Annotated in this window: 24 protein-coding genes; 5 read left to right on the top strand and 19 right to left on the bottom strand. The window is 58.3% G+C overall.

All coding sequences use genetic code 11. The features are described 5' to 3' along the window. Positions 1 to 36: 36 nt before the first annotated feature. The 9 genes from sthA to HCI85_RS01145 all read right to left on the bottom strand — a co-directional run bounded on the left by sthA (position 37) and on the right by HCI85_RS01145 (position 8,661). Positions 37 to 1,431 (bottom strand): Si-specific NAD(P)(+) transhydrogenase, encoded by a 1,395-nt coding sequence (sthA, locus tag HCI85_RS01105; RefSeq protein WP_090248029.1) that lies wholly within the window; start codon positions 1,429 to 1,431, stop codon positions 37 to 39. Between the two features lie 123 nt (positions 1,432 to 1,554). Beyond that, positions 1,555 to 1,782: a (Na+)-NQR maturation NqrM gene (gene nqrM / locus HCI85_RS01110; protein WP_167141192.1), complete on the bottom strand. Its 228-nt coding sequence runs from the start codon at positions 1,780 to 1,782 to the stop codon at positions 1,555 to 1,557. Then, complete coding sequence (locus tag HCI85_RS01115; protein WP_241693708.1) at positions 1,779 to 2,702, bottom strand: FAD:protein FMN transferase; 924 nt, start codon at positions 2,700 to 2,702, stop codon at positions 1,779 to 1,781. The genes nqrM and HCI85_RS01115 overlap by 4 nt, the downstream gene beginning before the upstream one ends. Before the next feature lie 104 nt (positions 2,703 to 2,806). Continuing rightward, positions 2,807 to 4,033 (bottom strand): NADH:ubiquinone reductase (Na(+)-transporting) subunit F, encoded by a 1,227-nt coding sequence (nqrF, locus tag HCI85_RS01120; RefSeq protein WP_160084924.1) that lies wholly within the window; start codon positions 4,031 to 4,033, stop codon positions 2,807 to 2,809. Between the two features lie 15 nt (positions 4,034 to 4,048). After that, complete coding sequence (gene nqrE, locus HCI85_RS01125) at positions 4,049 to 4,657, bottom strand: NADH:ubiquinone reductase (Na(+)-transporting) subunit E (protein ID WP_090248035.1); 609 nt, start codon at positions 4,655 to 4,657, stop codon at positions 4,049 to 4,051. After that, on the bottom strand, positions 4,657 to 5,331 hold the full coding sequence (locus tag HCI85_RS01130; RefSeq protein ID WP_170049031.1) for an NADH:ubiquinone reductase (Na(+)-transporting) subunit D: 675 nt from the start codon (positions 5,329 to 5,331) through the stop codon (positions 4,657 to 4,659). Before HCI85_RS01130 ends, nqrE begins: the two co-directional genes overlap by 1 nt. Beyond that, positions 5,328 to 6,116, bottom strand: coding sequence for a Na(+)-translocating NADH-quinone reductase subunit C (locus tag HCI85_RS01135; protein ID WP_160084926.1), 789 nt, complete (start codon positions 6,114 to 6,116; stop codon positions 5,328 to 5,330). The genes HCI85_RS01130 and HCI85_RS01135 overlap by 4 nt, the downstream gene beginning before the upstream one ends. Next, the gene (locus tag HCI85_RS01140) at positions 6,109 to 7,320 is read right to left on the bottom strand and encodes an NADH:ubiquinone reductase (Na(+)-transporting) subunit B (RefSeq protein WP_167141198.1); all 1,212 of its coding nucleotides are present in this window, start codon (positions 7,318 to 7,320) and stop codon (positions 6,109 to 6,111) included. The genes HCI85_RS01135 and HCI85_RS01140 overlap by 8 nt, the downstream gene beginning before the upstream one ends. Positions 7,321 to 7,323: 3 nt before the next feature. Then, positions 7,324 to 8,661, bottom strand: a complete 1,338-nt coding sequence (locus tag HCI85_RS01145; RefSeq protein WP_160084928.1) for a Na(+)-translocating NADH-quinone reductase subunit A — start codon at positions 8,659 to 8,661, stop codon at positions 7,324 to 7,326. A 273-nt stretch (positions 8,662 to 8,934) separates the two neighbouring features. Here HCI85_RS01145 and HCI85_RS01150 point away from each other — a divergent pair, with 273 nt between their 5' ends. Next, positions 8,935 to 9,495, top strand: a complete 561-nt coding sequence (locus HCI85_RS01150; RefSeq protein WP_167141200.1) for a chalcone isomerase family protein — start codon at positions 8,935 to 8,937, stop codon at positions 9,493 to 9,495. 64 nt (positions 9,496 to 9,559) lie between these two features. Here HCI85_RS01150 and HCI85_RS01155 read toward each other — a convergent pair whose 3' ends face one another. Beyond that, the gene (locus HCI85_RS01155; protein WP_160084930.1) at positions 9,560 to 11,026 is read right to left on the bottom strand and encodes a glyceraldehyde-3-phosphate dehydrogenase; all 1,467 of its coding nucleotides are present in this window, start codon (positions 11,024 to 11,026) and stop codon (positions 9,560 to 9,562) included. Between the two features lie 131 nt (positions 11,027 to 11,157). On the opposite strand from HCI85_RS01155, the gene mfd reads away from it, so the two are divergent. Together mfd and HCI85_RS01165 are read left to right on the top strand one after the other, a co-directional pair. Then, entirely contained in the window at positions 11,158 to 14,595 is a 3,438-nt protein-coding gene (gene mfd, locus HCI85_RS01160; RefSeq protein ID WP_167141202.1) for a transcription-repair coupling factor, read from the top strand. Positions 14,596 to 14,606: 11 nt separating this feature from the next. Further along, a complete protein-coding gene (locus HCI85_RS01165; protein WP_167141204.1) occupies positions 14,607 to 15,146 on the top strand; it encodes a CsiV family protein in 540 nt (179 codons plus the stop codon). Between the two features lie 62 nt (positions 15,147 to 15,208). On the opposite strand, the gene HCI85_RS01170 is transcribed toward HCI85_RS01165, so the two are convergent. The 4 genes from HCI85_RS01170 to HCI85_RS01185 are packed head-to-tail and all read right to left on the bottom strand — an operon-like array spanning position 15,209 to position 18,256. Further along, a complete protein-coding gene (locus HCI85_RS01170; protein WP_167141206.1) occupies positions 15,209 to 15,946 on the bottom strand; it encodes an S-methyl-5'-thioinosine phosphorylase in 738 nt (245 codons plus the stop codon). A gap of 10 nt (positions 15,947 to 15,956) precedes the next feature. Beyond that, entirely contained in the window at positions 15,957 to 16,955 is a 999-nt protein-coding gene (nagZ, locus tag HCI85_RS01175) for a beta-N-acetylhexosaminidase (RefSeq protein ID WP_167141208.1), read from the bottom strand. A gap of 21 nt (positions 16,956 to 16,976) precedes the next feature. Continuing rightward, complete coding sequence (locus HCI85_RS01180; protein ID WP_167141210.1) at positions 16,977 to 17,501, bottom strand: L,D-transpeptidase; 525 nt, start codon at positions 17,499 to 17,501, stop codon at positions 16,977 to 16,979. A 47-nt stretch (positions 17,502 to 17,548) separates the two neighbouring features. Next, positions 17,549 to 18,256, bottom strand: coding sequence for a TetR/AcrR family transcriptional regulator (locus HCI85_RS01185; RefSeq protein WP_167141212.1), 708 nt, complete (start codon positions 18,254 to 18,256; stop codon positions 17,549 to 17,551). Positions 18,257 to 18,528: 272 nt separating this feature from the next. Here HCI85_RS01185 and lexA point away from each other — a divergent pair, with 272 nt between their 5' ends. Both lexA and sulA read left to right on the top strand, forming a co-directional pair. Continuing rightward, complete coding sequence (gene lexA, locus HCI85_RS01190) at positions 18,529 to 19,140, top strand: transcriptional repressor LexA (protein ID WP_090248056.1); 612 nt, start codon at positions 18,529 to 18,531, stop codon at positions 19,138 to 19,140. Positions 19,141 to 19,150: 10 nt separating this feature from the next. After that, positions 19,151 to 19,627 (top strand): SOS-induced cell division inhibitor SulA, encoded by a 477-nt coding sequence (gene sulA / locus HCI85_RS01195; RefSeq protein ID WP_167141214.1) that lies wholly within the window; start codon positions 19,151 to 19,153, stop codon positions 19,625 to 19,627. 103 nt (positions 19,628 to 19,730) lie between these two features. Here the strand turns inward: sulA and HCI85_RS01200 are convergent, their stop codons facing one another. From HCI85_RS01200 to fadA, 5 genes are all read right to left on the bottom strand, one after another. After that, positions 19,731 to 19,964 (bottom strand): hypothetical protein, encoded by a 234-nt coding sequence (locus HCI85_RS01200; protein WP_167141216.1) that lies wholly within the window; start codon positions 19,962 to 19,964, stop codon positions 19,731 to 19,733. 78 nt (positions 19,965 to 20,042) lie between these two features. Then, positions 20,043 to 20,561 (bottom strand): DUF6586 family protein, encoded by a 519-nt coding sequence (locus HCI85_RS01205; RefSeq protein WP_167141218.1) that lies wholly within the window; start codon positions 20,559 to 20,561, stop codon positions 20,043 to 20,045. Positions 20,562 to 20,643: 82 nt separating this feature from the next. Next, positions 20,644 to 23,253: a type I DNA topoisomerase gene (topA, locus tag HCI85_RS01210; RefSeq protein ID WP_167141220.1), complete on the bottom strand. Its 2,610-nt coding sequence runs from the start codon at positions 23,251 to 23,253 to the stop codon at positions 20,644 to 20,646. Between the two features lie 125 nt (positions 23,254 to 23,378). Further along, positions 23,379 to 23,615, bottom strand: a complete 237-nt coding sequence (locus tag HCI85_RS01215) for a DUF1653 domain-containing protein (RefSeq protein WP_090387350.1) — start codon at positions 23,613 to 23,615, stop codon at positions 23,379 to 23,381. Positions 23,616 to 23,702: 87 nt separating this feature from the next. After that, the gene (fadA, locus tag HCI85_RS01220; RefSeq protein WP_090248066.1) at positions 23,703 to 24,878 is read right to left on the bottom strand and encodes an acetyl-CoA C-acyltransferase FadA; all 1,176 of its coding nucleotides are present in this window, start codon (positions 24,876 to 24,878) and stop codon (positions 23,703 to 23,705) included. Between the last annotated feature and the right edge of the window lie 26 nt (positions 24,879 to 24,904).

A 24,904-nucleotide genomic window follows, 5' to 3' on the forward strand; every position in this document is an offset into this window, starting at 1 on the left:
TCTCCCCGGCCGGCTCAGGCCACCGGCCGGAGCCGCTCAAAAAAGCCGGTTGAGGCCGTCGAACGCCGCCACCCGGTAGGCCTCCGCCATGGTCGGGTAATTGAAGGTGGTGTTGACGAAATACTTGATGGTGTTGGCTTCACCCTTCTGGTTCATGATCGCCTGGCCGATATGCACAATTTCCGAGGCTTGGTAACCGAAGCAATGTACGCCGAGCACTTCCAGGGTTTCACGGTGGAACAGCAGCTTGAGCATGCCCACCGGCTCATGGGAAATCTGCGCACGGGCCATACCTTTGAAGAACGCCTTACCGACCTCATAAGGGATCTTGGCCTGAGTCAGCTCGCGCTCGTTCTTACCAATCGAGCTGATTTCCGGAATGGTGTAGATGCCGGTTGGCACGTCATCAACGAAGCGCCAGCTGCCATTGTCGACGATGCTGCCCGCAGCCGAACGGCCCTGGTCGGCGGCCGCACTGGCCAAACTCGGCCAGCCAATCACGTCGCCCGCCGCGTAGACGTTCGACACCTGGGTGCGGTAATTCTGATCAACCTCGATCTGGCCACGGCTATTGACCTTGATGCCAATATTTTCCAGACCTAGCTGATCGGTATTGCCAGTACGGCCGTTGCACCAGAGGAAGGCGTCGGCTTTGATCTTCTTACCGGACTTGAGGTGCAGGATGACCCCGTTATCCAGCCCTTCGACACTTTCGTACTCTTCATTGTGGCGAATGAGCACATTATTAGTACGCAGGTGGTAACTCAGCGCATCGGAGATTTCCGCATCAAGGAAACTCAGCAGTTGATCGCGGTTGTCGATCAAGTCGACCAATACGCCCAAGCCACTGAAGATCGAAGCGTACTCAGAGCCGATTACACCCGCTCCGTAAATGATGATGCGCCGCGGGGTATGACCCAGGCTGAGAATGGTGTCGCTGTCGTAGATGCGCGAATGATTAAAGTCCACGTCCAGTGGGCGGTATGGACGAGAGCCGGTAGCAATGACGATCTGCTTGGCCACCAGTTTTTCCACCACGCCATTGGCGCACACCACTTCAATGGTGTGCTCATCAGCAAAGCTGCCGGTGCCGAAGAACACATCAATACGGTTACGGGCGTAGTAACCAGTGCGCGAACTGACCTGTTTGGCGATGACCCGCTCGGCACTTTTCAGCACATCCGGAAAGGAGAACCAACGCGGCTCACCGATCTGACGGAACATCGGGTTGGTGTTGAACTGCATAATCTGCCGCACCGAATGACGCAGTGCCTTGGACGGGATAGTGCCCAAGTGGGTGCAGTTACCGCCAACTTCGCGGCGGCTGTCGACCACGGCCACCTTGCGCCCGGCCTTGGCCGCGTTCATTGCCGCGCCTTCACCTGCAGGGCCGGAACCCAGCACCACTACGTCGTAGTTGTAGACCGCCATGTTTACTCCTTCAGATCACACCGGAGCACTTGTACCGCACTCTCGGCAGGGCCAGCACTGCGCACGCAGCCTGACAATCAATTCGTAGCTGCAAGCCTAGCCTTTTAGCCGGCCGCAGGACGATTAGCGTTTGGTCGCGTCGTAGGCCAGGTCTTCGGTTTTGCCTTGCGGGTCGCTGTTGATCTCCTCGCACTTCTCGCGGCTACCACCACAGATCGAGCATTCCTTCTCGATACCCAAGTTGGCGATACCGCCACAAGAACCGGCAATGGGCTTGCGGCCCATGATCACACCCACAGCCATCATGCCGACTACCAGCACCATGACCAGAAACACCACTAAAAACGTCATTGCTCGTCTCCTGCAGCGAATAGCTGCTCGAAAGCCTGAGTTGTCTGTGTGACGAAAGCGTCACCTTCACGGGTCACGAAAAACGCTGCAATCCCCATGCGCTCAGCAAATGCCAGGCCACGCTCAGTGCCCATCACCATTAACACTGTAGACAAGCCATCGGCGCGCAAGGTCGATTTGTCCACCACGGTTACCGCTGCCAGCTTGTGGGTGATAGGCGCACCGGTCAACGGATCGAGTGTGTGCGAATAGCGCTGCCCCTCTTCCTCGAAGTAATTGCGGTAATCACCTGAGGTAGAAATGCCGTAGCCATCCACCGCCAGCACCCGCTGGGCGACACGCTGGCCGTCCTGCGGGGCCTCCAGGCCAATGCGCCAAGGCTGACCGTCGGGCTTTTTACCCGCGGCCTTAAGCTCACCGGTTACCTCAACCATATAACTGGTCACGCCCAGTTCAGTGAAGCGCTGCACAAGCTTGTCCACCGCATAACCGGCGGCAACGCTGTTGAAGTCGACCTGGACATCAACCTCTTTGCACAGCTGCTGCCCGTCACGACGCAGGTGCTGCATGCCCACCCGCGCACGCGCGGCGACCAATTGCTCAGTGGTCGGCACCTTCTCGGCGCGCGCCTTGGGACCGAAACCCCACAGATTGAGCAGCGGCTCCAAGGTCAGGTCGAGTGCACCCTGACTTTGCTCATGCAGCAGGCGTCCGGCGTCGACCAGCTCCAGCACCCCGTCCGGCATGGTCTGACAAGTACCCGCTGGGGTCTGGTTGAATTGCTCGATGGCGGAATCATCGCGATAGGTCGACATCTGCACGTCAACCTCAGCCAGGATGGCGTCGGTCTCGCGCTTGAGTGACTCAACGCTCGGTGAATCCTTGCTGCGCACATATTTGACGGTGTAGGTGCTGCCCATGGTCGGGCCGCCAAACTCTTCTACACGCTCTGAAAACCAACAGCCCGTTAGGGCTGTCAGCAAGCTGACAGCGATAACGGGCCGCAGTAGCACATGGCTCATCATTAACCGCCGAAGTCGTCGAGCAGGATGTTCTCCTCCTCCACACCCAGATCGATCAACATCTTGATCACGGCGGCGTTCATCATGGGCGGGCCGCACATGTAGAACTCGCACTCTTCCGGAGCCGGGTGGTCCTTGAGGTAGTTCTCGTACAGCACGTTGTGGATAAAGCCCTTGAGCCCCGTCCAGTTATCTTCCGGCAGCGGATCAGACAGCGCCAGATGCCACTTGAAGTTGGGATTCTCGGCCTGCAGCTGATCGTATTCTTCAACGTAGAAGGCTTCACGCATGGAGCGCGCGCCGTACCAGAAGCTGATCTTGCGGGTCGATTTCAAGCGCTTGAGCTGATCGAAGATGTGCGAACGCATCGGTGCCATACCAGCACCACCACCGATGAAGACCATCTCGGCGTCGGTGTCTTTGGCGAAGAACTCACCAAACGGGCCGTACACATCAATCTTGTCGCCCGGCTTGAGGCTGAATACGTAGGAACTCATCTTGCCCGGTGGCAGATCGTCTTTACCCGGTGGCGGCGACGCAATACGGATATTGAACTTCACCAGACCCACTTCTTCCGGGTAGTTGGCCATGGAGTAGGCACGGATCACGGTCTCTTCGACCTTGGACACATACTTCCACTGGTTAAACTTGTCCCAGTCGCCGCGGTACTCTTCCTGAATATCGAAGTCCTTGTAATGCACTTCGTGCGGCGGACATTCCAGCTGCACATAGCCACCGGCGCGGAAATCGACGCTTTCACCTTCCGGCAATTTCAGCGTCAGCTCCTTGATGAAGGTGGCCACGTTGGGGTTGGACTCAACGGTGCACTCCCACTTCTTCACGCCAAACACTTCTTCCGGCACTTCGATTTTCATGTCCTGCTTGACCGGAGTCTGGCAGGACAAACGCCAGCCAGCCTTGGCTTCGCGACGAGTGAAAGCAGCCTCTTCGGTTGGCAACATTTCACCGCCGCCGTGCTCGACCACACACTTGCACTGGGCGCAGGTACCGCCGCCGCCGCATGCCGAAGACAGGAAAATATTGTTGGCCGCCAGGGTCTGCAGCAACTTGCCACCCGCAGGAACCACAATGGTTTTTTCGCCGTTGATCTCGATGCTCACGTCACCGCTGGAAACCAGCTTGGCGCGCGCCGCGAGAATAACCAGCACCAGCGCCAGCACGATGCCGGTGAACATGCCGATGGCGATAAGGATCTCTAAATTGATCATCTATGCATCCCTTCCTTACAACTGCACGCCGGAGAAGGACATAAAGCCCAGAGACATCAGACCGATGGTAATAAAGGTGATACCCAGGCCCTGCAGGCCGTCTGGCACATCGCTGTATTTGAGCTTTTCGCGAATACCTGCCAGCGCAGCAATCGCCAGCGCCCACGACAGGCCGGAACCAAAGCCATACACGGTACTTTCAGCCAGGTTGTAGTCACGCTCAACCATGAACAGGGTGCCGCCCATGATGGCGCAATTCACCGTGATCAGCGGCAGGAAAACCCCCAGGGCGTTGTAGAGGCTGGGTACATACTTATCCAGCAACATCTCGAGGATCTGCACGATGGCCGCGATCACCCCGATATAGCTGAGCAGACCGAGGAAGCTCAGGTCCACTTCCGGCAAACCGGCCCAGGCCAGGGCGCCATCTTTCAGCAGATAGGTGTAGATCAGGTTGTTCGCTGGCACGGTGATGACCTGCACCACGATGACCGCGATGCCCAGGCCAATCGCGGTCTCGACTTTCTTCGAGATCGCGATAAAGGTGCACATGCCGAGGAAGAAGGCCAATGCCATGTTCTCAACGAACACCGCCTTGGCCAGCAAGCTGAGGTAATGCTCCATTAGTAAGCCTCCTTATTCGAGACCTGCGGAGCCATCTTGAAGCTTGGCTTCTCCAGCTGATCTTTTTTCCAGCTACGCAGTGCCCAGATGAACAAGCCGATCAGGAAGAACGCCGAAGGCGGCAGCAGCAGCATACCGTTAGGCTGGTACCAGCCACCGTCGTTGATCACCGGAATGATCTCGTAGCCCATCAGTTTGCCCGCGCCGAACAGCTCACGAACAATGCCCAGCACGATCAGCATGGCGCTGTAGCCGAGGCCGTTACCGATGCCGTCGAAGAACGACAACACCGGCGGGTTCTGCATGGCAAAGGCTTCAGCACGGCCCATCACGATGCAGTTGGTGATGATCAGACCGACGAATACCGACAGCTGTTTGGAGAGGCTGAAGGCAAAGGCCTTGAGCACCTGATCGACCACGATCACCAGGGAAGCAATGATCACCATCTGCACGATCATACGGATGGAACTGGGAATCTGGCTGCGAATCATCGAGATAAACAGGTTGGAGAACCCGGTTACCAGGGTCAGAGCAATCGACATTACCAGTGCGGTTTTCAGGTTCGAGGTCACCGCCAGAGCGGAACAGATACCCAGAATCTGCAAACCAATCGGGTTGTTGTTGAAAATCGGGTTGAGCAGAACTTCTTTAATAGTCGGCTGCGACATGATCAGGCCTCCCCTTTTTGCAGATTGGCGAGGAACTGGGCGAAGCCGTTCTCTCCCAGCCAGAAGTGCAGCAAGTTATTCACACCATTGCTGGTCAGGGTTGCACCCGCCAGGCCATCAACCTGGTGAGTCGCCTGCGCGCTCTGCGCGTCGACGTTACCCTTGATGATCTGAATCGCCAGCTCACCCTTGTCATCAAACAAGGTTTTGCCCAGCCACAGGCTTTTCCACTTCGGGTTATCCACTTCGCCGCCCAGACCCGGGGTCTCAGCATGCTGGTAGAAACCGAAGCCAGCCACCGTATTCAGATCGCCCTGCAGTGCCATAAAACCGTGAAGCGTTGACCACAGGCCATAGCCGCGCACAGGCAGAATAACCGTTTCCAGCTTGCCATCCTGCTCCACCAGGTAAACCGTGGTGAAACGCTCACGGCGTTTGATCGAAGCGATATCGTCCGAGCCAGATAGCGCGGCTGACAGCTTAGGATCTTTGGACGCTTTCAGAGGGTCGAACGTAGCCGGGTTCTGCGCATCGCTAAAGGTGCCAGTGTCGAGGTCGACAATGCGCGCACTGATGCGCTCGGCGAACAACGCCTTGACCTGCGCACTGCTCATGCTGGCATCGCCTAGACCAGCAATCGCCAGAATGCTGCGCTGCTTGTCCAGCTGACGGTTTTCCACTTGAGTCGGTTTCAGCGCAATGGCGGCACCGGCAACAAACACCGAACACACCAGACAGACCAACAGGGCCACCACCAACGTGCGGACGGTGGATTCTTTTTGACTAGACATTGCGTGCCAGCCTCCGCTTGATATTGGCTTGAACGACAAAGTGGTCGATCAGCGGTGCAAACAGATTGGCGAACAGGATCGCCAGCATCATGCCTTCAGGGAACGCTGGGTTGACCACACGGATCATCACCACCATCACCCCGATCAGGGCACCGAAGATCCACTTACCGGTATTGGTCATGGAAGCCGACACCGGGTCGGTTGCCATAAAGAACATACCGAAAGCAAAACCACCGACTACCAGGTGCCAGTACCACGGCATGGCAAACATCGGGTTGGTGTTCGAACCGAGCATATTGAGCAACAGACTAAAGCCGATCATTCCCAGCATTACGCCGGTCACAATGCGCCAGGAGGCAATCTTGGTAATCAGCAAAATGCCGCCACCAATCAGAATCGCCAGGGTGCTGGTCTCACCCATGGAACCGTGAATAGTCCCTAAGAACGCATCCATCCAGGAGATGCCGTTGCTCACCACATTCTCAATGCCGCCAGCAGCCGCCAGGCTCAGCGAGGTTGCGCCAGCGAAACCGTCAACCGCGGTCCAGACTGCATCACCGGACATCTGCGCCGGATAGGCGAAGAACAGGAAGGCACGGCCAGTCAGCGCCGGGTTCAGGAAGTTCTTGCCGGTACCGCCAAACACTTCCTTGCCGATCACCACACCGAAGCTGATACCTAGAGCGACCTGCCACAGCGGAATGCTCGGCGGAAGAATCAGGGCGAATAGCACGGAGGTGACGAAGAAACCTTCGTTGACTTCATGCTTACGGATCGACGCGAATAGTACTTCCCAGAAGCCGCCGACGATAAACGCCGTGGCATACACAGGCAGGAAATACGCCGCGCCCTGGATAAAGTTATCCCATAGGCTGTTGGGATCAAACCCAGCCAGTGAACCGATCAGCGCAAAGCGCCAACCTTCCTGGGCTGCCAGCAGTTCAGGGCTGTTCGCGAAAATCAGGTTGGCTTGATAACCGGTGTTCCACATCCCGAAAAACATCATCGGGAAGGTACACAACCACACAGTGATCATCATGCGTTTGAGGTCAATGCCGTCACGCACATGGGCAGTGGTTTTTGTCACGCTACCGGGGCGATAAAAGAACGTGTCGATGGCCTCGTAGAGGGCATACCAGTTCTCGTACTTGCCGCCTTTTTCGAAGTTGTGCTCGATTTTATCGAGGAATGCACGGATACCCATGACTTAACCCTCCTTCTCAATACGGGCGAGGTTATCGCGCAGGATCGGGCCGTACTCGTACTTGCCGGCACACACGTAGGTGCACAGCGCCAAGTCTTCTTCGTCGAGTTCCAAGCAACCCAGTTTCTGGGCCATCTCGGTGTCACCGACAATCAGGTAGCGCAGCAGTTGAGTTGGCAGGATATCCAACGGCATTACGGCTTCGTAATTGCCCACCGGCACCATGGCGCGTGGGCTGCCATTGGTGGTGGTGGAGAACGCGAACTTCTTCGCAGCACTCAGTTTGGAGACAAAGATGTTCAACACCGAATGCTTGTTCACCCCGGCACGCAGGTAATGCATCAGCTCACGCTCATGCCCTTCGGCCAGGCAGGACACTTGCAGGTGATAACGACCAAGGAAGGCAAAAGCACCCTGCGCAGTACGGCCACCCAGCACTGAGCCGGAAATAACCCGGTTGAACCCAGGCTGCAGCTGACCGGCAGTCAGCTCGCTGAGGCTCGCGCCCAGACGGGTACGCAGCAGGCGTGGCTGCTCGACCACGGGACCGGCCAGCGCAACAACGCGCTCGGTCCACAGCTGTCCTGTGGTGAACAGTTTGCCGATGGCAATCACGTCCTGGTAATTGATCGACCAGACACTCTTGGTGGCGTTGACCGGATCCAGGAAGTGAATGTGCGTACCCGGCAAGCCTGCAGGGTGTGGGCCGGCAAAGGCTTCAGTGTGCACATTACCCAACTGCTCGCCAGGCAGGCTCGCACCCTCGGCTTTGCACAGAAACACCTTGGCCAGGTTACTCAGCACCTGCAAACCATGGGTAAAGTCGGCGGCGTACTCGGCAATCACTACAGCCGGGTCAGCGGCCAGCGGATGGGTGTCAATGGCCGTGACGAAAATCGAACTGGGTTTCGCATCAGCAGCCGGCACCTTGCTGAAGGGACGTGCACGCAGCGCAGTCCACAAACCCGATTGCAGCAGCACTTCGCGCACTTTGGCATCGCCAACAGTCGCCAGCTGATCCACTGCTACCTGATCAAAGGTGATGTGCTCATCGCCCTCGACATCAATCACCACGGACTGCAGCACCCGCTTCTCACCGCGATGAATGGCGCTGATCACGCCTGCAGCTGGAGCGGTGTATTGCACGCCTGGCGACTTTTTGTCCGAGAACAGCACCTGGCCAAGCTTGACCCGATCACCGACCTGAACCTCCATCGAAGGCTTCATACCGTGATAATCGAAGCCTATGACGGCGACGCTGCGCACCGGCCTTGCAGCCTCAATGCGCTGCGCCGGCACGCCTGTTATGGGCAAATCAAGCCCATGTTTTATTTTGATCATAGGTTTGCCTAACCACTGATTTATAAACTTTTTTAGAATACGGACGACACCAACGCAGAAAAATGCGGCGCAACGCCAAATAACGCATTAGGCGCTGGACAGGATGTCGGTCGCGGGAAAAAATCTGGCCGATTATAAGTCGCACCTTCGGCCACTGGCCACCCAAGCGCTTGCTTTTATCCGGTTTAACGTAACAGAAGGCAACAGATGGCAACTTGACGGCCAAGCCGCAGCGCGCGACATAAGACTAATAGACCAACCCGGAGCCTTAACATGCGCCTGCTAATTGCGCTTACCACCCTACTGCTGCTCAGCGGCGATGTATTCGCCAACAACCGCGAACGCCTGCAAGAGGCCAACTTCGCCACCACTCACGAACTCGCGCAAAGTAATCTGGAACGCAAAAACCAAAGCGTACTGACCTACCTGTGGGCGGATGTCTACGCTGCAGCCTTCTATGCCCCGACCGAAGCCAGCGCCCGCCAGGCGGTCAGTACGCCGCTAACGCAACGCCTTGAGCTCTATTACTTCCGCAACATCGACAGCCAAGACGTGGTCAAAGCGGCGTGGGTCACCCTTGAGCGCCAACATGACGCTGCCACATTGCAACGCCTACGCCCCGAACTGGATGCCCTGCACGCTACATTCAAGGATATTCAGCCCGGTGATCGCTACGCCCTGAACTTCACTGCCGGCAGCGGCCTCACCTTGGAAATCAACGGCAAAGTCGCCTACACCAGCCTGAACCTGGCACTGGCCAGGGCCTACCTGGGCATATGGCTCTCGCCCGATGGTCTGTCGGATGAGTTGCGCACCAGCTTGCTGGCTGATTAAAGCGCCACACGGCGCGCAATAAAAAACGGGAGCCGAAGCTCCCGTTTTTTTATTCACCCTGCGCTTAGCGCGGGAAGGCTGGCGGGTTAACCCCGGCCATATCTTCCATCACGCGTACCACCTGGCAGCTGTAACCGAACTCGTTGTCGTACCACACGTACAGCACAACGCGATTGTCATTGCAGATGGTGGCTTCAGCATCGACTACACCAGCGTGGCGCGAGCCAACGAAGTCAGTGGAGACCACTTCCTGCGACTGGACGAAGTCGATCTGCTTTTGCAGGTCGGAGTGCATGGCCATCTGGCGCAGGTACTCATTGACTTCTTCACGGGTGGTGGCCTTCTCAAGATTGAGATTGAGAATGGCCATCGACACGTTCGGCGTAGGAACGCGAATAGCGTTGCCGGTCAGCTTGCCTTTCAGCACGGGCAGTGCCTTGGCAGCAGCAGTGGCAGCACCGGTTTCGGTGATTACCATGTTCAGCGGTGCGCTGCGGCCACGGCGATCGCCCTTGTGGAAGTTATCGATCAGGTTCTGGTCGTTGGTGTACGAGTGAACGGTTTCGACGTGACCATTAACGATGCCGTACTGGTCATTGATCGCTTTGAGCACCGGCACGATGGCGTTGGTGGTACAGGAAGCGGCCGAAATGATCTTGTCGTCAGCGGTAATTTCGCCGTGGTTGATGCCGTGCACGATGTTCTTCAGCGCGCCCTTGCCAGGCGCGGTGAGCACTACGCGATCGACACCTGGGCAGGCCAGGTGCTGGCCCAGACCGTCGGCATCACGCCATACACCGGTGTTGTCCACCAGCAGGGCGTTCTTGATGCCATATTGGGTGTAATCCACCTCGGCTGGCGATTTGGCGTAGATCACCTGAATCAGGTTGCCGTTGGCCGTGAGGGTGTTGTTCTCTTCGTCGATGGTGATGGTGCCATCGAACTTGCCGTGTACCGAGTCGCGGCGCAGCAGACTGGCGCGCTTGACCAGGTCATTGGTCGCGCCTTTACGCACAACAATGGCGCGCAGACGCAGACCGTCGCCGCCACCGGTTTTCTCGATCAGGATGCGCGCCAGCAGACGGCCGATACGACCGAAGCCATATAGCACCACGTCAGTGCCTTCACGGGCTTCGCTGTTCTGCTTGCCGGCTACTTCCACCAGTTCATCTTTGGCGAACTGCTCGATGCTACGGCCTTGGCCTTCAACCTTGAACTTGCTGACCATCTTGCCCAGGTCAACAGAGGCAGCACCCAGCTTGAGCTCGCTCATGGCCTTGAGCACCTGGAAGGTGTCGTGCACCGACAGCTCGCTGTCACCGGTCAGGCGGTGACGGGCGAAGCGATGGGCCTTGAGAATGTCGATCACCGAACGGTTGATCAGACCACGGCCGTAGATCGAGGTGACCACGTTGTTGTTACGGTAGAGTTGGCCAATCATCGGAATCATCGCTTCCGCAAGGGCTTCTCGATCGATCCACTCACCGAGACACTGGTCGGGCTTCTGAGTCACGGGCAGTACCTTCCACATGTAGGGGCTGAAAAAAGGGGCTACATTATGACGGCGCACGCGTGCTTGAGCAATGCACGGCTGTCGTAACTGACACCACACATAAACGCCCGCTACAATCGGCGACCTTGTGTCCTGACCGTGAGCCGCCCGTGCCTGTACTGCGTCTACCGTCCCTGCCGGCCACTGCCGGCAAACAACACTGGGGCAACCTGCCCGGTGCCGCGCTGAGCCTGGCAATTGCCGAAGCCGCCAGCAATGCCAAACGCTTCACCCTGCTGCTGACTGCCGACAGCCAGAGTGCCGAGCGCCTGCAAGAGGAGCTGAGTTTTTTCGCTCCGGAGTTGCCGGTGCTGCATTTCCCCGATTGGGAAACCCTGCCCTACGACCTGTTCTCACCGCACCAGGACATCATTTCCCAGCGGATTGCAGCGCTCTATCGCCTGCCGGAGCTCAAGCACGGCGTATTGGTAGTGCCGATCACCACCGCCCTACACCGCCTAGCGCCGAAACGCTTTCTGCTTGGCAGCAGCCTGGTCATGCAAGTCGGCCAGCAGCTCGACGTCAACCAGATGCGTGGCAACCTCGAAGCCGCCGGCTACCGCTGCGTCGATACGGTGTATGAACACGGCGAGTTTGCCGTGCGCGGTGCACTGATTGACCTGTTCCCAATGGGCAGCAGCCAGCCGTACCGCATCGACCTGTTCGATGATGAAATTGAAACCCTGCGCACCTTCGACCCGGAAACCCAGCGCTCGATCGACAAGGTTGATTCAATCAAGCTGTTGCCAGCACGCGAATTCCCGCTGGAAAAGAAAGCCGTCACCGATTTCCGCGGGCGTTTTCGCGAGCGCTTCGACGTGGATTTCCGCCGCTGTCCGATCTATCAGGACCTCAGCACCGGCATCACCCCGGCCGGTATCGAGTACTACCTGCCGCTGTTCTTCGAAGAAACCGCCACCCTCTTCGACTATTTACCCGCCGACACTCAGGTATTTTCCCTGCCAGGCATCGAAAAAGCCGCTGAACAGTTTTGGGTGGATGCGCGCAGCCGTTACGAGGATCGTCGCGTCGATCCGGAACGCCCGCTGCTGCCGCCAGCCGATATCTTCCTGCCAGTGGAAGACTGCTTCGCCAGGCTGAAAAACTGGCCGCGCGTGGTGGTCAGCCAGGACGATATCGAAGAAGGCGTCGGTCGCCTGCGCTTCAACGCCAAACCGCTGCCTGACCTGGCAATCCAGGCCAAGGCCGGTGAGCCGCTGGCAGCATTGCGGCGCTTTATCGAGGAATACCCCGGCCGCGTGCTGTTCTGTGCCGAGTCTGCCGGACGACGCGAAGTGCTGCTGGAGCTCCTTGCACGCCTCAAGCTCAAGCCGAACGAATTCGAGAGCTGGCCGGCATTCACGGCCAGTAAGCAGCGCCTGGGTATCTGCATCGCCCCGCTGGATGACGGTCTGCTGCTTGAGAACCTCGCCCTGGTAGCCGAAAGCCCTCTGTTCGGTCAGCGAGTGATGCAACGCCGGCGCCGCGAAAAATCGCGTGATGGCGGCGACAACGTCATTAAAAACCTCACCGAACTACGCGAAGGTGCACCCGTGGTGCACATCGACCATGGCGTCGGCCGTTACCTGGGCCTGGTGACCATGGAATTCGACGGCCAGGCCGCCGAATTCCTCGCCCTGATGTACGCCGAAGAAGCCAAACTCTACGTCCCGGTCGCTAGCCTGCACCTGATTGCCCGCTACACCGGCAGCGATGACGCCCTTGCCCCACTGCACCGCCTCGGCTCGGAAACCTGGCAAAAAGCCAAACGCAAGGCAGCCGAACAGGTGCGTGATGTCGCCGCTGAACTGCTCGACATCTATGCCCGCCGCGCCGCCCGCGAAGGCTATGCCTTTGCCGATCCGAAGGCCGATTACGCCACCTTCAGCGCCGGCTTCCCCTTCGAGGAAACACCTGACCAGCAAGCCGCCATTGAAGCCGTGTACAGCGACATGCTCACTGCAAAACCAATGGACCGCCTGGTGTGCGGCGATGTCGGCTTTGGTAAGACTGAAGTGGCCATGCGCGCCGCGTTCATTGCCGTACATGGTGGCAAACAGGTAGCCGTGCTGGTGCCCACCACCCTGCTCGCCCAACAGCACTACAACAGCTTCCGCGACCGCTTCGCCGATTGGCCGGTCAAAGTCGAGGTGATGAGCCGCTTCAAGAGCGCCAAAGATGTCAGTGACGCGATGCAGCAACTGGCAGAAGGCAAAGTGGATATCGTCATCGGCACCCACAAACTGCTGCAGGACGACGTCAAGTTCAGCAACCTGGGGCTGGTGATCATCGACGAAGAGCACCGCTTCGGTGTCCGCCAAAAAGAACAACTGAAGACCCTGCGCAGCGAGGTGGATATCCTCACCCTCACAGCCACGCCCATTCCACGGACGCTGAACATGGCCGTGGCGGGCATGCGTGATCTGTCGATCATCGCCACGCCGCCGGCACGGCGCCTGTCGGTTCGCACCTTCGTCATGGAGCAGAACAATCCGACGATTAAAGAAGCCCTGCTGCGCGAACTGCTGCGTGGCGGCCAGGTGTACTACCTGCACAACGATGTGAAAACCATCGAGAAGTGCGCCGCCGACCTGGCTGAACTGGTGCCCGAAGCGCGTATCGGCATCGGCCACGGGCAAATGCGCGAGCGCGAGCTGGAACAGGTGATGGGTGACTTCTATCACAAGCGCTTCAACGTGCTGATCGCCTCGACCATCATCGAAACCGGGATCGACGTGCCGAGCGCCAACACCATCATCATTGAGCGCGCTGACAAGTTCGGCCTGGCCCAGCTGCACCAGTTGCGCGGTCGCGTTGGCCGCAGCCACCACCAGGCCTATGCCTACCTGCTGACTCCACCACGCAAACAGATGACCGACGACGCGCAGAAGCGCCTAGAAGCCATCAGTAACGCCCAAGACCTTGGCGCCGGCTTCGTCCTGGCCACCCATGACCTGGAAATCCGTGGAGCCGGTGAGCTGCTCGGCGATGGCCAGAGCGGTCAGATCCAAGCGGTCGGTTTCACCCTGTATATGGAAATGCTCGAACGCGCAGTGAAGTCCATCCGCAAAGGTGAGCAACCCAACCTCGATCAACCGCTTGGCGGCGGCCCTGAGATCAACCTGCGCGTGCCGGCATTGATCCCCGACGACTACCTGCCTGACGTACACGCACGACTGATCATGTACAAGCGCATTGCCAACGCCGCTGACGAGGATGGCCTGAAAGAGCTGCAGGTGGAGATGATCGACCGCTTCGGCCTGCTGCCGGAGCCGACCAAGAACTTGGTACGCATCACCCTGCTGAAATTACAGGCAGAAAAGCTTGGCATCAAAAAAGTCGACGCGGGCCCGCAAGGTGGCCGCATCGAATTCACTGCCGACACCTGCGTCGACCCACTGACGCTGATCAAGCTGATTCAGGGTGCACCGAACCGCTACAAGTTCGAAGGTGCGACGCTGTTTAAATTCCAGGTGCCGATGGAGCGCCCGGAAGAACGATTCAACACACTCGAAGCGCTGTTCGAGCGCCTGACTCCCTCTACATAAAGGATTACCCCATGCGCGCACTCCGCAACCTGGCCCTGCTGCAGCTCATTCTACTGAGCCTGCTCAATAGCACTGCCGCCCTGGCTGAAAGCCTCTACCAGGTTGAAGTCATCGTATTCCGCCAGGCCGCCACGCCGATTTCCGCCGGCCAATTGCCACCCGATAACTGGGCACAGAATGCGCTGCCAGTAGACGGTAGGAACAGTCGCACACCCGCTTTGAATGCCGAAGCCGGCAAACTCAACCCGTCGAACGGCTATGAGGTCTTGCTGCACAAAGCTTGGTCCCAAAGCCTGGGTGAATCGATCAGCCGCGCCGCTATCAGCGCCGGCGACGAACAGTTCGGTCACTTCCCGATCGAAGGCACCATCGGCCTCAAAGGTGGCCGCGTGATCGAACTAGAGAGCGACATCTGGGTTAATCAGATCGACACCAGTGGCACCATCGCGGACAGCGAACGCATCAAACAAAGCAGTCGCCTGACCAGCGGCGAATTAACCTTTGTGGATAATGGCAGCCTAGGCATGCTGATTCGCGTCAGCCCGCTCTGAACAGTCAGGTACAAAAAAGGGCCGCATTATGCGGCCCTTTTTTGTGAATGCAGGGTGACCAGCTAACTGGTCAGCACCCGTGCTAGCACGGCCTTGACCGTCCCCATCCCCTCTTCCAGGGCGCGCTCGATTTCCGCCATGGTGATCAGCGCACGGGACTTGCCAGCGGCCGGGTTTACCACCAGCGCCAGGCAGGCGTAGGGCAAGGCCAGCTCACGGGCCAGTACCGCTTCCGGCATGCCCGTCATGCCGACAATGTCGCAACCATCGCGCTCCATTCGTGCGATTTCCGCAGCGGTTTCCAGGCGCGGGCCCTGGGTACAGCCGTACAGCCCATGATTGCTGAACGCACAGTGTTCGGCAGTCAGTGCATTGGCCAGCTTGGTGCGCAGCCCAGCGTCATAGGGATGACTGAAATCCACATGGGTGACATGTTCCAGCTCACCCTCGAAATAGGTGTGTTCGCGGCCGTAGGTATAATCGATGATCTGGTGCGGCAGGCAGAAGTGCCCTGTGCCCATAGCCGAGTGAATACCGCCCACCGCGTTCACGGCGATGATGCCCTTGGCCCCCGCCTCACGCAGCGCCCAGAGGTTAGCGCGATAGTTAACCTGATGCGGCGGGATGCGGTGCGGATGCCCGTGGCGTGCGAGGAACAACACCTCGCGGCCAGCATAGTCGCCCTTGAGCACCGCCGCAGAGGGCGCGCCATAGGGCGTGTCGATATGCAGCGCGGCCTTGATGGTCAGACCATCCAGCTTGGTCAGCCCCGTACCGCCGATAATCGCGTAAACCGTCATCCCTAACTCCTCAGTCGATTAATTGCGCATCACGCAGACTGCCCAACGCAGCCAGCCAACGCGGGCTCTGCCGGTACTCAACCCCAGGAAACGCTTGCCGGCGCATGCGCCCCAAGCCTTTCGGCGGTTCCACCTTAAGACGCTGTAGGGCACTCAAGGCCAGCTCTGCCGCTGCTCGGTCGTTACATACCAGGCCCATGTCACAACCAGCAGTCAGCGCCGCCTCAATACGGCAAGCCGCATCACCCACCACATGGGCACCGGCCATCGACAGGTCGTCGCTGAAAATCACCCCATCAAAGGCCAGCTCCACACGCAAAATATCTTGCAGCCAGCGCCGGGAGAAACCGGCAGGCTGACTGTCCACCTGAGGGTAGATCACATGGGCGGGCATCACTGCAGCCAGCTTCTGACTCAACTGGGCAAAAGGCTGTAAATCGACTGCACGAATCTGCTCAAGGCTGCGCTCATCCACAGGGATGGCCACATGGGAATCTGCCTCGGCCCAGCCGTGCCCAGGGAAATGCTTGCCAGTCGCGGCCATGCCCGCAGCGTTCATCCCACGGATAAACGCACCAGCCAGCAAGGTCGCACACTGCGCATCTCCCTCAAAAGAACGGCTGCCAACCACGGCGCTGCGCTGATGATCCAAGTCCAGTACTGGCGCAAAACTCAGATCCAGACCTGCAGCCAGCACTTCGGTGGCCATGATCCAGCCGCACTGCTCAGCCAACTGCTCGGCATTGGCGTTATCAGCCAGCGCACGCATCGCCGGCAAGCGCACAAAGCCCTGACGCAGTCGCTGCACGCGCCCGCCTTCCTGATCCACCGCCAGCAGCAAATCAGGCCGCACCGCACGAATAGCCGCAGACAACTCGCGCACCTGGCGCGGATCTTCAATATTGCGCGCGAACAGAATCAGCCCAGCCACCTGCGGCTGACGGAGGATCTGGCGATCCTCAGCGGTCAACCAGGTGCCGGCGATATCCAGCATCAATGAACCTTGCATGGGTGAACTCACAACTCGTCCTTAAATAAGAGGCGCCGTAGCCCAATCGGGGCAAGCAGCCTCATCAATCTGTACCGCACATTGAACCGGGACACGCGCAAAGAGTTCCAGCACGTCGCTGTTGCGCATGCGCACGCAGCCATGCGACAGCGCCACGCCCATAGGCTCGCTGTCCGGCGTACCGTGTATGTAGATATAGCGGCGAAAGGTATCGACAGCGCCCAGACGATTGCGTCCGGGCTCACAACCACTCAACCAGAGAATGCGCGTAAGAATCCAGTCGCGGCCAGGAAATTGCGCATGCAACTCGGGCGACCAGATCTCACCGGTCCAGCGCCGTCCGCGCAGCACGGCAGCACTCGGCAAGCCCTCACCAATCTTCGCCCGCACCTTGTGCAAGCCCCGCGGCGTGCAGCCGGAACCATTGCGCTCACCGGCGCCATTCAGCGCAGCGGAAACACTAAGGCGCAGCTGCAGCTGCCCATTGGCAAAGCCATACAGGCACTGATCAGCGAGGGAAATATGCAGAAAATCGAGAGCAACCATGGGCGGCTAGCTTAGCGGATAGCATCAACCAAGCCCACCCGCCGAGGTCAAACTTTGCTGGGGATGGCTGGAGTCTTGGTGCGCGGCTTGAGCTGTGCGCTGGCCAGGGCTTCATCGGTCAGGCCGGTTTCCGAACGCATGCCGGCGGCCAGGAATGGCACCATCAGGCGCATCACCTGCTCAATCGAGGTGTTAACACCGAAATCGGTTTCCGACATGGCCCGCAGGGCCTTGATCCCGGACATGCTGAACGCTGCGGCGCCGAGCATAAAGTGCACGCGCCAGAACAGTTCCAGAGGAGGAATGCGCGGAGCGGCTTCATGCACCAGTTGCATGTAACGGCGGAACACCTTGCCGTACACCTCTTCAAGGTACTTGCGCAGGTGCCCTTGGCTCTGGCTAAAGGCCAAGCCCAACAGACGCATAAAGATTGAAAGGTCATTACCACTGCGCGGCTTTACAGCCAGCGCCTGCTCAACCAGTAGCTCAAGCAGCTCTTCGAGACTGACCTTGCTATCCGGCTTCGCCTGACGGCGATCCAGCTCGCGCTCAAGGCTTACACAGAACGGTCCGAGAAAACGCGAGAACACCGCCTGAATCAGGGCTTTCTTTGAGCCAAAGTGGTAATTCACCGCCGCCAGGTTGACCCCTGCCTTGCTGGTGATCAGGCGCAGCGACGTTTCGGCGAAGCCTTTCTCTGCAAAAAGCTGCTCTGCCGCATCAAGAATGCGTTCAACGGTTTCCGACTGGGCCATGACTCTTTTCATCTGAACAAACACTTGTTTGAAACATACGTTTCAGTTGCCCGGCTTGTCAAGCCGGGCAAACCATCTTGTGGCCGGGTGGTCACAGATATCCACCAAGGGCACGTGCTAACCCTAGCTAGACGCCCCATAAGAAGCCTGAGTAACAGGGCACTGCAACACAAGGCATGAAGGTGAATTGAGTAGAGATCAGAACACAAGGATTGCCAATCGCCGATCACTGTATATAATCCCAGTCACTGTACAAAAAAACAGAGCCGACCATGCTAAAACTGACGCCGCGCCAAGCTGAAATTCTCGCTTTCATCAAGCAGTGCCTTGAAGACAACGGCTACCCGCCTACCCGTGCGGAAATCGCCTTGAAACTGGGTTTCAAATCCCCCAACGCAGCGGAAGAGCACCTCAAGGCCCTGGCTCGCAAGGGTGCCATCGAAATGACCCCTGGCGCTTCACGCGGCATCCGCATTCCCGGCTTCGAACCTAATGCTGAAGAGGACGAAGGCTTACCGGTGATTGGTCGCGTCGCTGCAGGTGCGCCGATCCTGGCGCAACAGCATGTTGAAGAGTCCTGCAAGATCAACCCAGATTTCTTCCATCCCAAGGCTGATTACCTGCTGCGTGTACGCGGCATGAGCATGAAAGACATTGGCATATTCGATGGCGATCTGCTGGCCGTACATACCACCCGTGAAGCCCGTAACGGGCAAGTGGTGGTGGCGCGTCTCGATGACGAAGTAACGGTCAAACGTTTCAAGCGTGAAGGCAACAAGGTCTGGCTGATTGCGGAAAACCCGGAGTTCGCGCCGATCGAAGTAGACCTGGAAGAACAGGACCTGATTATTGAAGGCTTGAGCGTCGGCGTTATCCGCCGCTAGTGGAGGATTTATGCAGTTCCCGCAATCACTGAACCGTACACAACTGCCTTTGTTCGATGCATTCCTGGCATCGACGGTGACACCATTATTTGCCGATAGCGCTGAGCTAACCTGGCCGGATGATGAAACAGAGGCTTTCAGTGAGCTATCGCTGCGCGGTGCAGCTGGGCACTGCCTGAACCTTCTAGCGCCGATTTTGCGTGAACTTAGTGACAACCACGATGAACGCTGGCTGACCCTTATCGCGCCGCCATCAAGCCTGACCCAAACTTGGCTACGCGACGCGGGCCTGAACCGTGAACGCATCCTGCTGCTGCATCCCCGGGGCACACAAAGCGCGCTCGAACTGGCCCAGCAGGCCCTGATGCTAGGACGCAGCCACACCGTTGTCAGCTGGCTGCATCCACTTGAGCGTCAGGCGCGGCAACAGCTTGAGCAGGCCGCACGACAGGGAAAAGCGCAAAGCCTAAATATCAGTTTGGGATAATTGGCCTCAGGTCGCACAAGGAGCGTGCGGCTTAGCCGAAAAGAGGTCTAGGCAACAAAACGCTGGCAGATCGTTGTAATTTCAGCCCCCAAGAGAACTGCAATCAATGCAGGATTCGAGGGCCTTCTTCCTGCTGAAAATTATTTTCAGCCAACCGCCCCGCCATCTGTACACCCACATTGAGCATGGCTTTGGCCACCTCAACATGCTGCCCCTGCAGAAAGGCCTTGGCATCGGCAGAGAAATCCAGCACCACCAGTGATTCTTCATCCTCTGCACGACGCAGGGCGATACGCCCGTCGGGCAATTCTACAATTTCCAGGAATGATGTAGGCATTGGCTTAGCTCTCCACAATAGGCCGACAGTGTAACAGCCGACTCGGGCTCGCCCTAGTCCGCCGGTCCAATCAGCGCCTTACCACTCGCTCAAGGTTTCTCGAAACCGCTGCGCCAGAGCCTTCAGCTGCTGACGCCACGTCTCCAGCATTTCCTGCGTCAACGGCATAACTTCTTCATCTAGGCTGACCGCGGTGATCAACGGTGTAGCGGGATCGACCTTAGCCTTCTTGCGAGCCTGCGGCGGCTGAAACAGCTCGGCATAAGCCTTGAGCAGCTGAGCAACCCAGCTGTCGGCGGACTGTGCCAGCTCGACCAGCTCACCCAGCTCCTGGCTAGGCGCCGCCTGCAACACGTCCTCAGTGAGAAAGCGTTCGGCCCGTGGCGCGGCGCTGTCCGGCAAGCGGTAGTAACCGGCAATCTCATGGCACAAGCCCAACAGAGCACCGTAGAGATGAAACAAAGCAGCCTCACGCTCAGCCTGGATCAAAGCCAAGGCATTCATGCTCTGGCTTTGTTCAGCCTTACGCCAGGACTCCAGCGCCAGGCCTGCGTAGAAGATTTTTTGATTGGTGCGGGTATAGAGTTCATTGGCCATTGCGGCTCCCTCCATAACGGATTAGATAAGCATACGCGCGCCGGCCAGCGGCAAGCGCGCATCGTGCTAAATCAGCTGTTGATCAGCTCTTGTCTTCGACTTTCCACTTGCCGCCATCATAGAACGCACGCCAGCCCGTCGGTTTGCCGTCGACTTCGGTCTGCACGTACTGCTCTTTGGTCTTGCGGCTGTAACGGATCACCGCTGCGCGACCTTGCGGGTCTTTCTTCGGTGCATCGCAAAGGAAGTGGTACTTGGGGTCGATCTCATCACGGTGCGGAATCAGCTCGATCACTAACGGCGCACGGGTTTCACGATTTTTCGGGAACTGGCTGGCAGCCAGGAACAGACCCGAAGCACCATCACGCAGGATGTAGGTGTCGTTGACCTTCTCGCACTTGAGCTCCGGCATCTTCACCGGGTCCATTTTAGGTGGCGCCGCTTCACCGCTTTTCAGCAGTTTGCGGGTGTTCTTGCACTCGCTGTTGGTGCAACCGAAGAACTTGCCGAAACGACCAGTTTTCAGCTGCATCTGGCTGCCGCACTTATCGCAGTCCAGGCTCGGACCTTCATAGCCCTTGATACGGTACTGGCCCTGCTCCACTTCATAACCGCTGCAATCGGGGTTATTACCGCAGATATGCAACTTGCGGGTTTCATCAAGCAGGTAAGCGTCCATCGCCGTCGAGCAGATCGGGCAGCGGTGTTTGCCAAGCAGCACGCGCGACTCAGACTCACCCTCGTCATCCGCGGCAATTTCGTCACCCGGCACCAGGTTGACGGTGGCCTTGCAGCGCTCTTTCGGCGGCAGTGCATAACCGGAACAACCGAGGAATACCCCGGTTGATGCGGTACGAATGGTCATCGGTCGGCCGCAATCGCGGCAAGCGATATCGGTCAGCGTCGGCTGGTTGGCACGCATGCCGCCCTCGCCGGCCTCAGCCACTTCAAGCTTCTTCTTGAAGTCACCGTAGAACTCGTCGAGCACGTGCTTCCACTCACGCTCGCCCTGGGCCACATCGTCCAGGTGCTCTTCCATGCCGGCGGTGAAACCGTAGTCCATCAGGTTAGAAAAGCTCTCGGCCAGACGCTCGGTGACGATGTCGCCCATTTTCTCGGAGTAGAAACGACGGTTGTGCAGCGCCACATAGCCACGGTCCTGAATGGTGCCGATAATCGCCGCATAGGTTGACGGACGACCAATACCGCGCTTCTCCATTTCCTTGACCAGGCTAGCTTCCGAATAACGCGCTGGCGGCTTGGTGAAATGCTGGCTTGGGTCGAGCTTGACCAGCTTGAGCACTTCGCCCTGATTCATTTCCGGCAATACATCGTCATCGCCCGGCTTGCTCAGCTGCGGCAATACGCGGGTGTAACCGTCGAACTTGAGAATACGGCCCTTGGCACGCAGCTCGAACTGCGCTGCCGTCACGGTAACTGTGGTCGACAGGTATTCAGCAGGCGGCATTTGGCAGGCAACGAATTGGCGCCAAATCAGCTCATACAGGCGCTCGGCGTCACGTTCCATGCCCGACAATTGAGTCGGCTTGAGGTTGACGTCGGAAGGACGGATCGCTTCGTGCGCTTCCTGCGCGCCTTCCTTGCTGCTGTAGGCAATTGGGTTGGCCGGCAGGTACTTCTTGCCGAACTCGCCTTCGATAAAGCCGCGCACCATGCTCACGGCGTCAGCCGAGAGGTTGGTCGAGTCGGTACGCATGTAGGTGATGTAACCGGCCTCATACAGACGCTGGGCCATCATCATGGTCTTCTTCACCCCGAAGCCCAGGCGGTTACTCGCGGCCTGCTGCAGGGTGGAGGTGATAAACGGCGCCGAAGGCTTGCTGCTGGTCGGCTTATCTTCACGCTTGCTGATGCTGTAACTGGAGGCTTTCAGCGTGGCCAGGGCCGCCATGGCCTGGGCCTCGCTCAGCGGCTTGAACGCAGCGCCGTTCTCACGGGCCACTTCAAAGCGCACGTTAGCGCCTTTGGCGGTGCCCAGGTCGGCGTGCACTTCCCAATATTCTTCCGGAACAAACGCGCGGATCTCTTTCTCACGCTCGACCACCAGCTTCACGGCTACCGACTGCACACGGCCGGCCGACAAACCACGAGCGATTTTGGCCCACAGCAGTGGCGAAACCATATAGCCCACTACGCGGTCGAGGAAGCGCCGCGCCTGCTGGGCGTTGACCCGGTTGATATCCAGCTCACCAGGCTTGGAAAAAGCTTCCTGAATAGCCTTTTTGGTGATTTCGTTGAACACCACGCGCTTGTAGCGGCTGTCGTCACCACCAATGGATTCGCGCAGGTGCCAGGCAATGGCTTCCCCCTCGCGGTCCAAGTCGGTTGCGAGATAGATGGTGTCAGCATCCTTGGCCAAACGGCGCAATTCCTCGACCACCTTCTCTTTGCCGGGAAGGATCTCGTACTTGGCTTTCCAGCCATGTTCGGGATCAACCCCCATACGCGCGAACAATTGGCGCTTGGCTTTCTCCTTGGGCGACAGCGCCGGCACTTCACCTGCAGCGGCCTTGCCACGCTTGACCGGCTCTTTGGCGGTACTCGCCGAACCACTGGTGGGTAGGTCACGGATGTGGCCGATGCTCGACTTCACCACGTACTCGTTGCCCAAGTACTTGTTGATGGTCTTGGCCTTGGCCGGGGATTCCACGATGACCAGCGATTTGCCCATGGATTGGAAAATTCCTGAAATTCGGTAAATAAATGCGGGAGGCGCTGTACTGCCTGCTAGCGCGGCACCGCTATATATAGTGGTGGTCCGGCCGAGGTCAAGCGCAGCAGTGGCCCGATGTCAGCTCAAGGCCGAGTAAACAGTGCGGTTTCAGCCTGAATCAAAGCAAAGCGTGGAACCGTCTCGCCGTCCACCTCAACGCTTTCGCAGAACATCTCCAATGGCCTCACCCATAGGCCAAACTCGCCGTACAGCGCCTGATAGACCACCATCGCCTGTTCCGTTTCGGAATGCTGGGCTACGCCAAACACACGGTATTCAGGACCTTTGTAGTGGCGGTAGAGGCCGGGCTGTAGCTGCATGGGTGAATTCCTTGAAGATTTTCTGCTGATAAACAAAAACCGGGGCACTGGGCCCCGGTTTTTTACCATCTCTTACACCGGTGAAGCTTAGAGGCGTTCGAAGACGGTGGTGATGCCTTGGCCGAGACCTACGCACATGGTGGACACACCGAAGGTGCCGCCATTCTGCTTCATCACGTTCAGCAGGGTACCGGAGATACGCGCACCGGAACAACCGAACGGGTGACCCAGGGCGATCGCGCCGCCGTGCAGGTTGACCTTCTCTTCCATCTTATCGAGCACTTTCAGGTCCTTCAGCACAGGCAGGGCCTGGGCAGCGAAGGCTTCGTTGAGCTCGAAGAAGTCGATGTCATTGATGGTCAGACCAGCACGCTTGAGGGCTTTCTGAGTCGACGGTACCGGACCATAACCCATGATCGCTGGATCAACACCGGCCACAGCCATGGCGCGAACCACTGCCATTGGCTGAATGCCGAGGTCTTGCGCGCGCTGGGCGCTCATGACGATCATGCAGGAAGCGCCGTCAGTGATCTGCGAGGACGTACCTGCAGTCACGGTGCCGCCTTTCGGGTTGAACGCAGGCTTCAGCGCAGCCAGGCTTGCCAAGGTGGTTTCCGGACGAATGGTTTCGTCGTAGTCGAACACCTTCAGGAAACCGTTCTCGTCGTAGCCTTGCATCGGGATGATTTCATCCTTGAACTTGCCTTCGACGGTAGCTTTGTGGGCCAGACGATGCGAACGCTCACCGAATGCGTCCTGCTGCTCACGGCTAATGCCATGCATCTTGCCGAGCATTTCAGCGGTCAGACCCATCATGCCCGAGGCCTTGGCTGCGTACAGCGACAGGTGCGGGTTTGGATCGACGCCGTGCATCATGCCAACGTGGCCCATGTGCTCCACACCGCCGATGACGAACACGTCACCGTTACCGGTCTGGATAGCCTGCACAGCAGTGTGCAGAGCGCTCATGGACGAACCGCACAGGCGGCTTACAGTCTGGCCAGCAGCTGTGTGCGGGATCTGGGTCATCAGCGATGCCATGCGCGCGATGTTCCAGCCCTGCTCCAGGGTCTGGTTAACGCAGCCCCAGATCACGTCTTCCACTTCAGCTGGATCCAGCTTGGTGTTACGTGCCAGCACGCCGCTGATCAGGTTGGCCGACATGGTTTCGGCACGGGTGTTGCGATGCATGCCGCCCTTGGAACGACCCATCGGGGTACGACCGAAGTCGACGATGACTGCATCTCTAGGATTCAGGCTCATAAATTCACTCTCGCTCTAGTCTGTCC

Origin of the sequence: Pseudomonas sp. OTU750018, assembly GCF_011636575.1 — a bacterium.
GTDB lineage: Bacteria > Pseudomonadota > Gammaproteobacteria > Pseudomonadales > Pseudomonadaceae > Aquipseudomonas > Aquipseudomonas peli.

Excerpts from the sequence above, each read along its gene's own strand:
- HCI85_RS01170 (WP_167141206.1), bottom strand. The coding sequence starts at position 15,946 with ATGACGGTTTACGCGATTATCGGCGGTACGGGGCTGACCAAGCTGGAT.
- lexA (WP_090248056.1), top strand. The coding sequence starts at position 18,529 with ATGCTAAAACTGACGCCGCGCCAAGCTGAAATTCTCGCTTTCATCAAG.
- HCI85_RS01145 (WP_160084928.1), bottom strand. The coding sequence starts at position 8,661 with ATGATCAAAATAAAACATGGGCTTGATTTGCCCATAACAGGCGTGCCG.
- nqrM (WP_167141192.1), bottom strand. The coding sequence starts at position 1,782 with ATGACGTTTTTAGTGGTGTTTCTGGTCATGGTGCTGGTAGTCGGCATG.
- HCI85_RS01140 (WP_167141198.1), bottom strand. The coding sequence starts at position 7,320 with ATGGGTATCCGTGCATTCCTCGATAAAATCGAGCACAACTTCGAAAAA.
- HCI85_RS01150 (WP_167141200.1), top strand. The coding sequence starts at position 8,935 with ATGCGCCTGCTAATTGCGCTTACCACCCTACTGCTGCTCAGCGGCGAT.
- HCI85_RS01155 (WP_160084930.1), bottom strand. The coding sequence starts at position 11,026 with ATGTGGAAGGTACTGCCCGTGACTCAGAAGCCCGACCAGTGTCTCGGT.
- HCI85_RS01200 (WP_167141216.1), bottom strand. The coding sequence starts at position 19,964 with ATGCCTACATCATTCCTGGAAATTGTAGAATTGCCCGACGGGCGTATC.
- HCI85_RS01205 (WP_167141218.1), bottom strand. The coding sequence starts at position 20,561 with ATGGCCAATGAACTCTATACCCGCACCAATCAAAAAATCTTCTACGCA.
- sthA (WP_090248029.1), bottom strand. The coding sequence starts at position 1,431 with ATGGCGGTCTACAACTACGACGTAGTGGTGCTGGGTTCCGGCCCTGCA.
- HCI85_RS01135 (WP_160084926.1), bottom strand. The coding sequence starts at position 6,116 with ATGTCTAGTCAAAAAGAATCCACCGTCCGCACGTTGGTGGTGGCCCTG.
- nagZ (WP_167141208.1), bottom strand. The coding sequence starts at position 16,955 with ATGCAAGGTTCATTGATGCTGGATATCGCCGGCACCTGGTTGACCGCT.
- HCI85_RS01165 (WP_167141204.1), top strand. The coding sequence starts at position 14,607 with ATGCGCGCACTCCGCAACCTGGCCCTGCTGCAGCTCATTCTACTGAGC.
- HCI85_RS01185 (WP_167141212.1), bottom strand. The coding sequence starts at position 18,256 with ATGGCCCAGTCGGAAACCGTTGAACGCATTCTTGATGCGGCAGAGCAG.
- HCI85_RS01180 (WP_167141210.1), bottom strand. The coding sequence starts at position 17,501 with ATGGTTGCTCTCGATTTTCTGCATATTTCCCTCGCTGATCAGTGCCTG.
- nqrE (WP_090248035.1), bottom strand. The coding sequence starts at position 4,657 with ATGGAGCATTACCTCAGCTTGCTGGCCAAGGCGGTGTTCGTTGAGAAC.
- sulA (WP_167141214.1), top strand. The coding sequence starts at position 19,151 with ATGCAGTTCCCGCAATCACTGAACCGTACACAACTGCCTTTGTTCGAT.
- nqrF (WP_160084924.1), bottom strand. The coding sequence starts at position 4,033 with ATGATCAATTTAGAGATCCTTATCGCCATCGGCATGTTCACCGGCATC.
- topA (WP_167141220.1), bottom strand. The coding sequence starts at position 23,253 with ATGGGCAAATCGCTGGTCATCGTGGAATCCCCGGCCAAGGCCAAGACC.
- fadA (WP_090248066.1), bottom strand. The coding sequence starts at position 24,878 with ATGAGCCTGAATCCTAGAGATGCAGTCATCGTCGACTTCGGTCGTACC.
- HCI85_RS01115 (WP_241693708.1), bottom strand. The coding sequence starts at position 2,702 with ATGGGCAGCACCTACACCGTCAAATATGTGCGCAGCAAGGATTCACCG.
- HCI85_RS01215 (WP_090387350.1), bottom strand. The coding sequence starts at position 23,615 with ATGCAGCTACAGCCCGGCCTCTACCGCCACTACAAAGGTCCTGAATAC.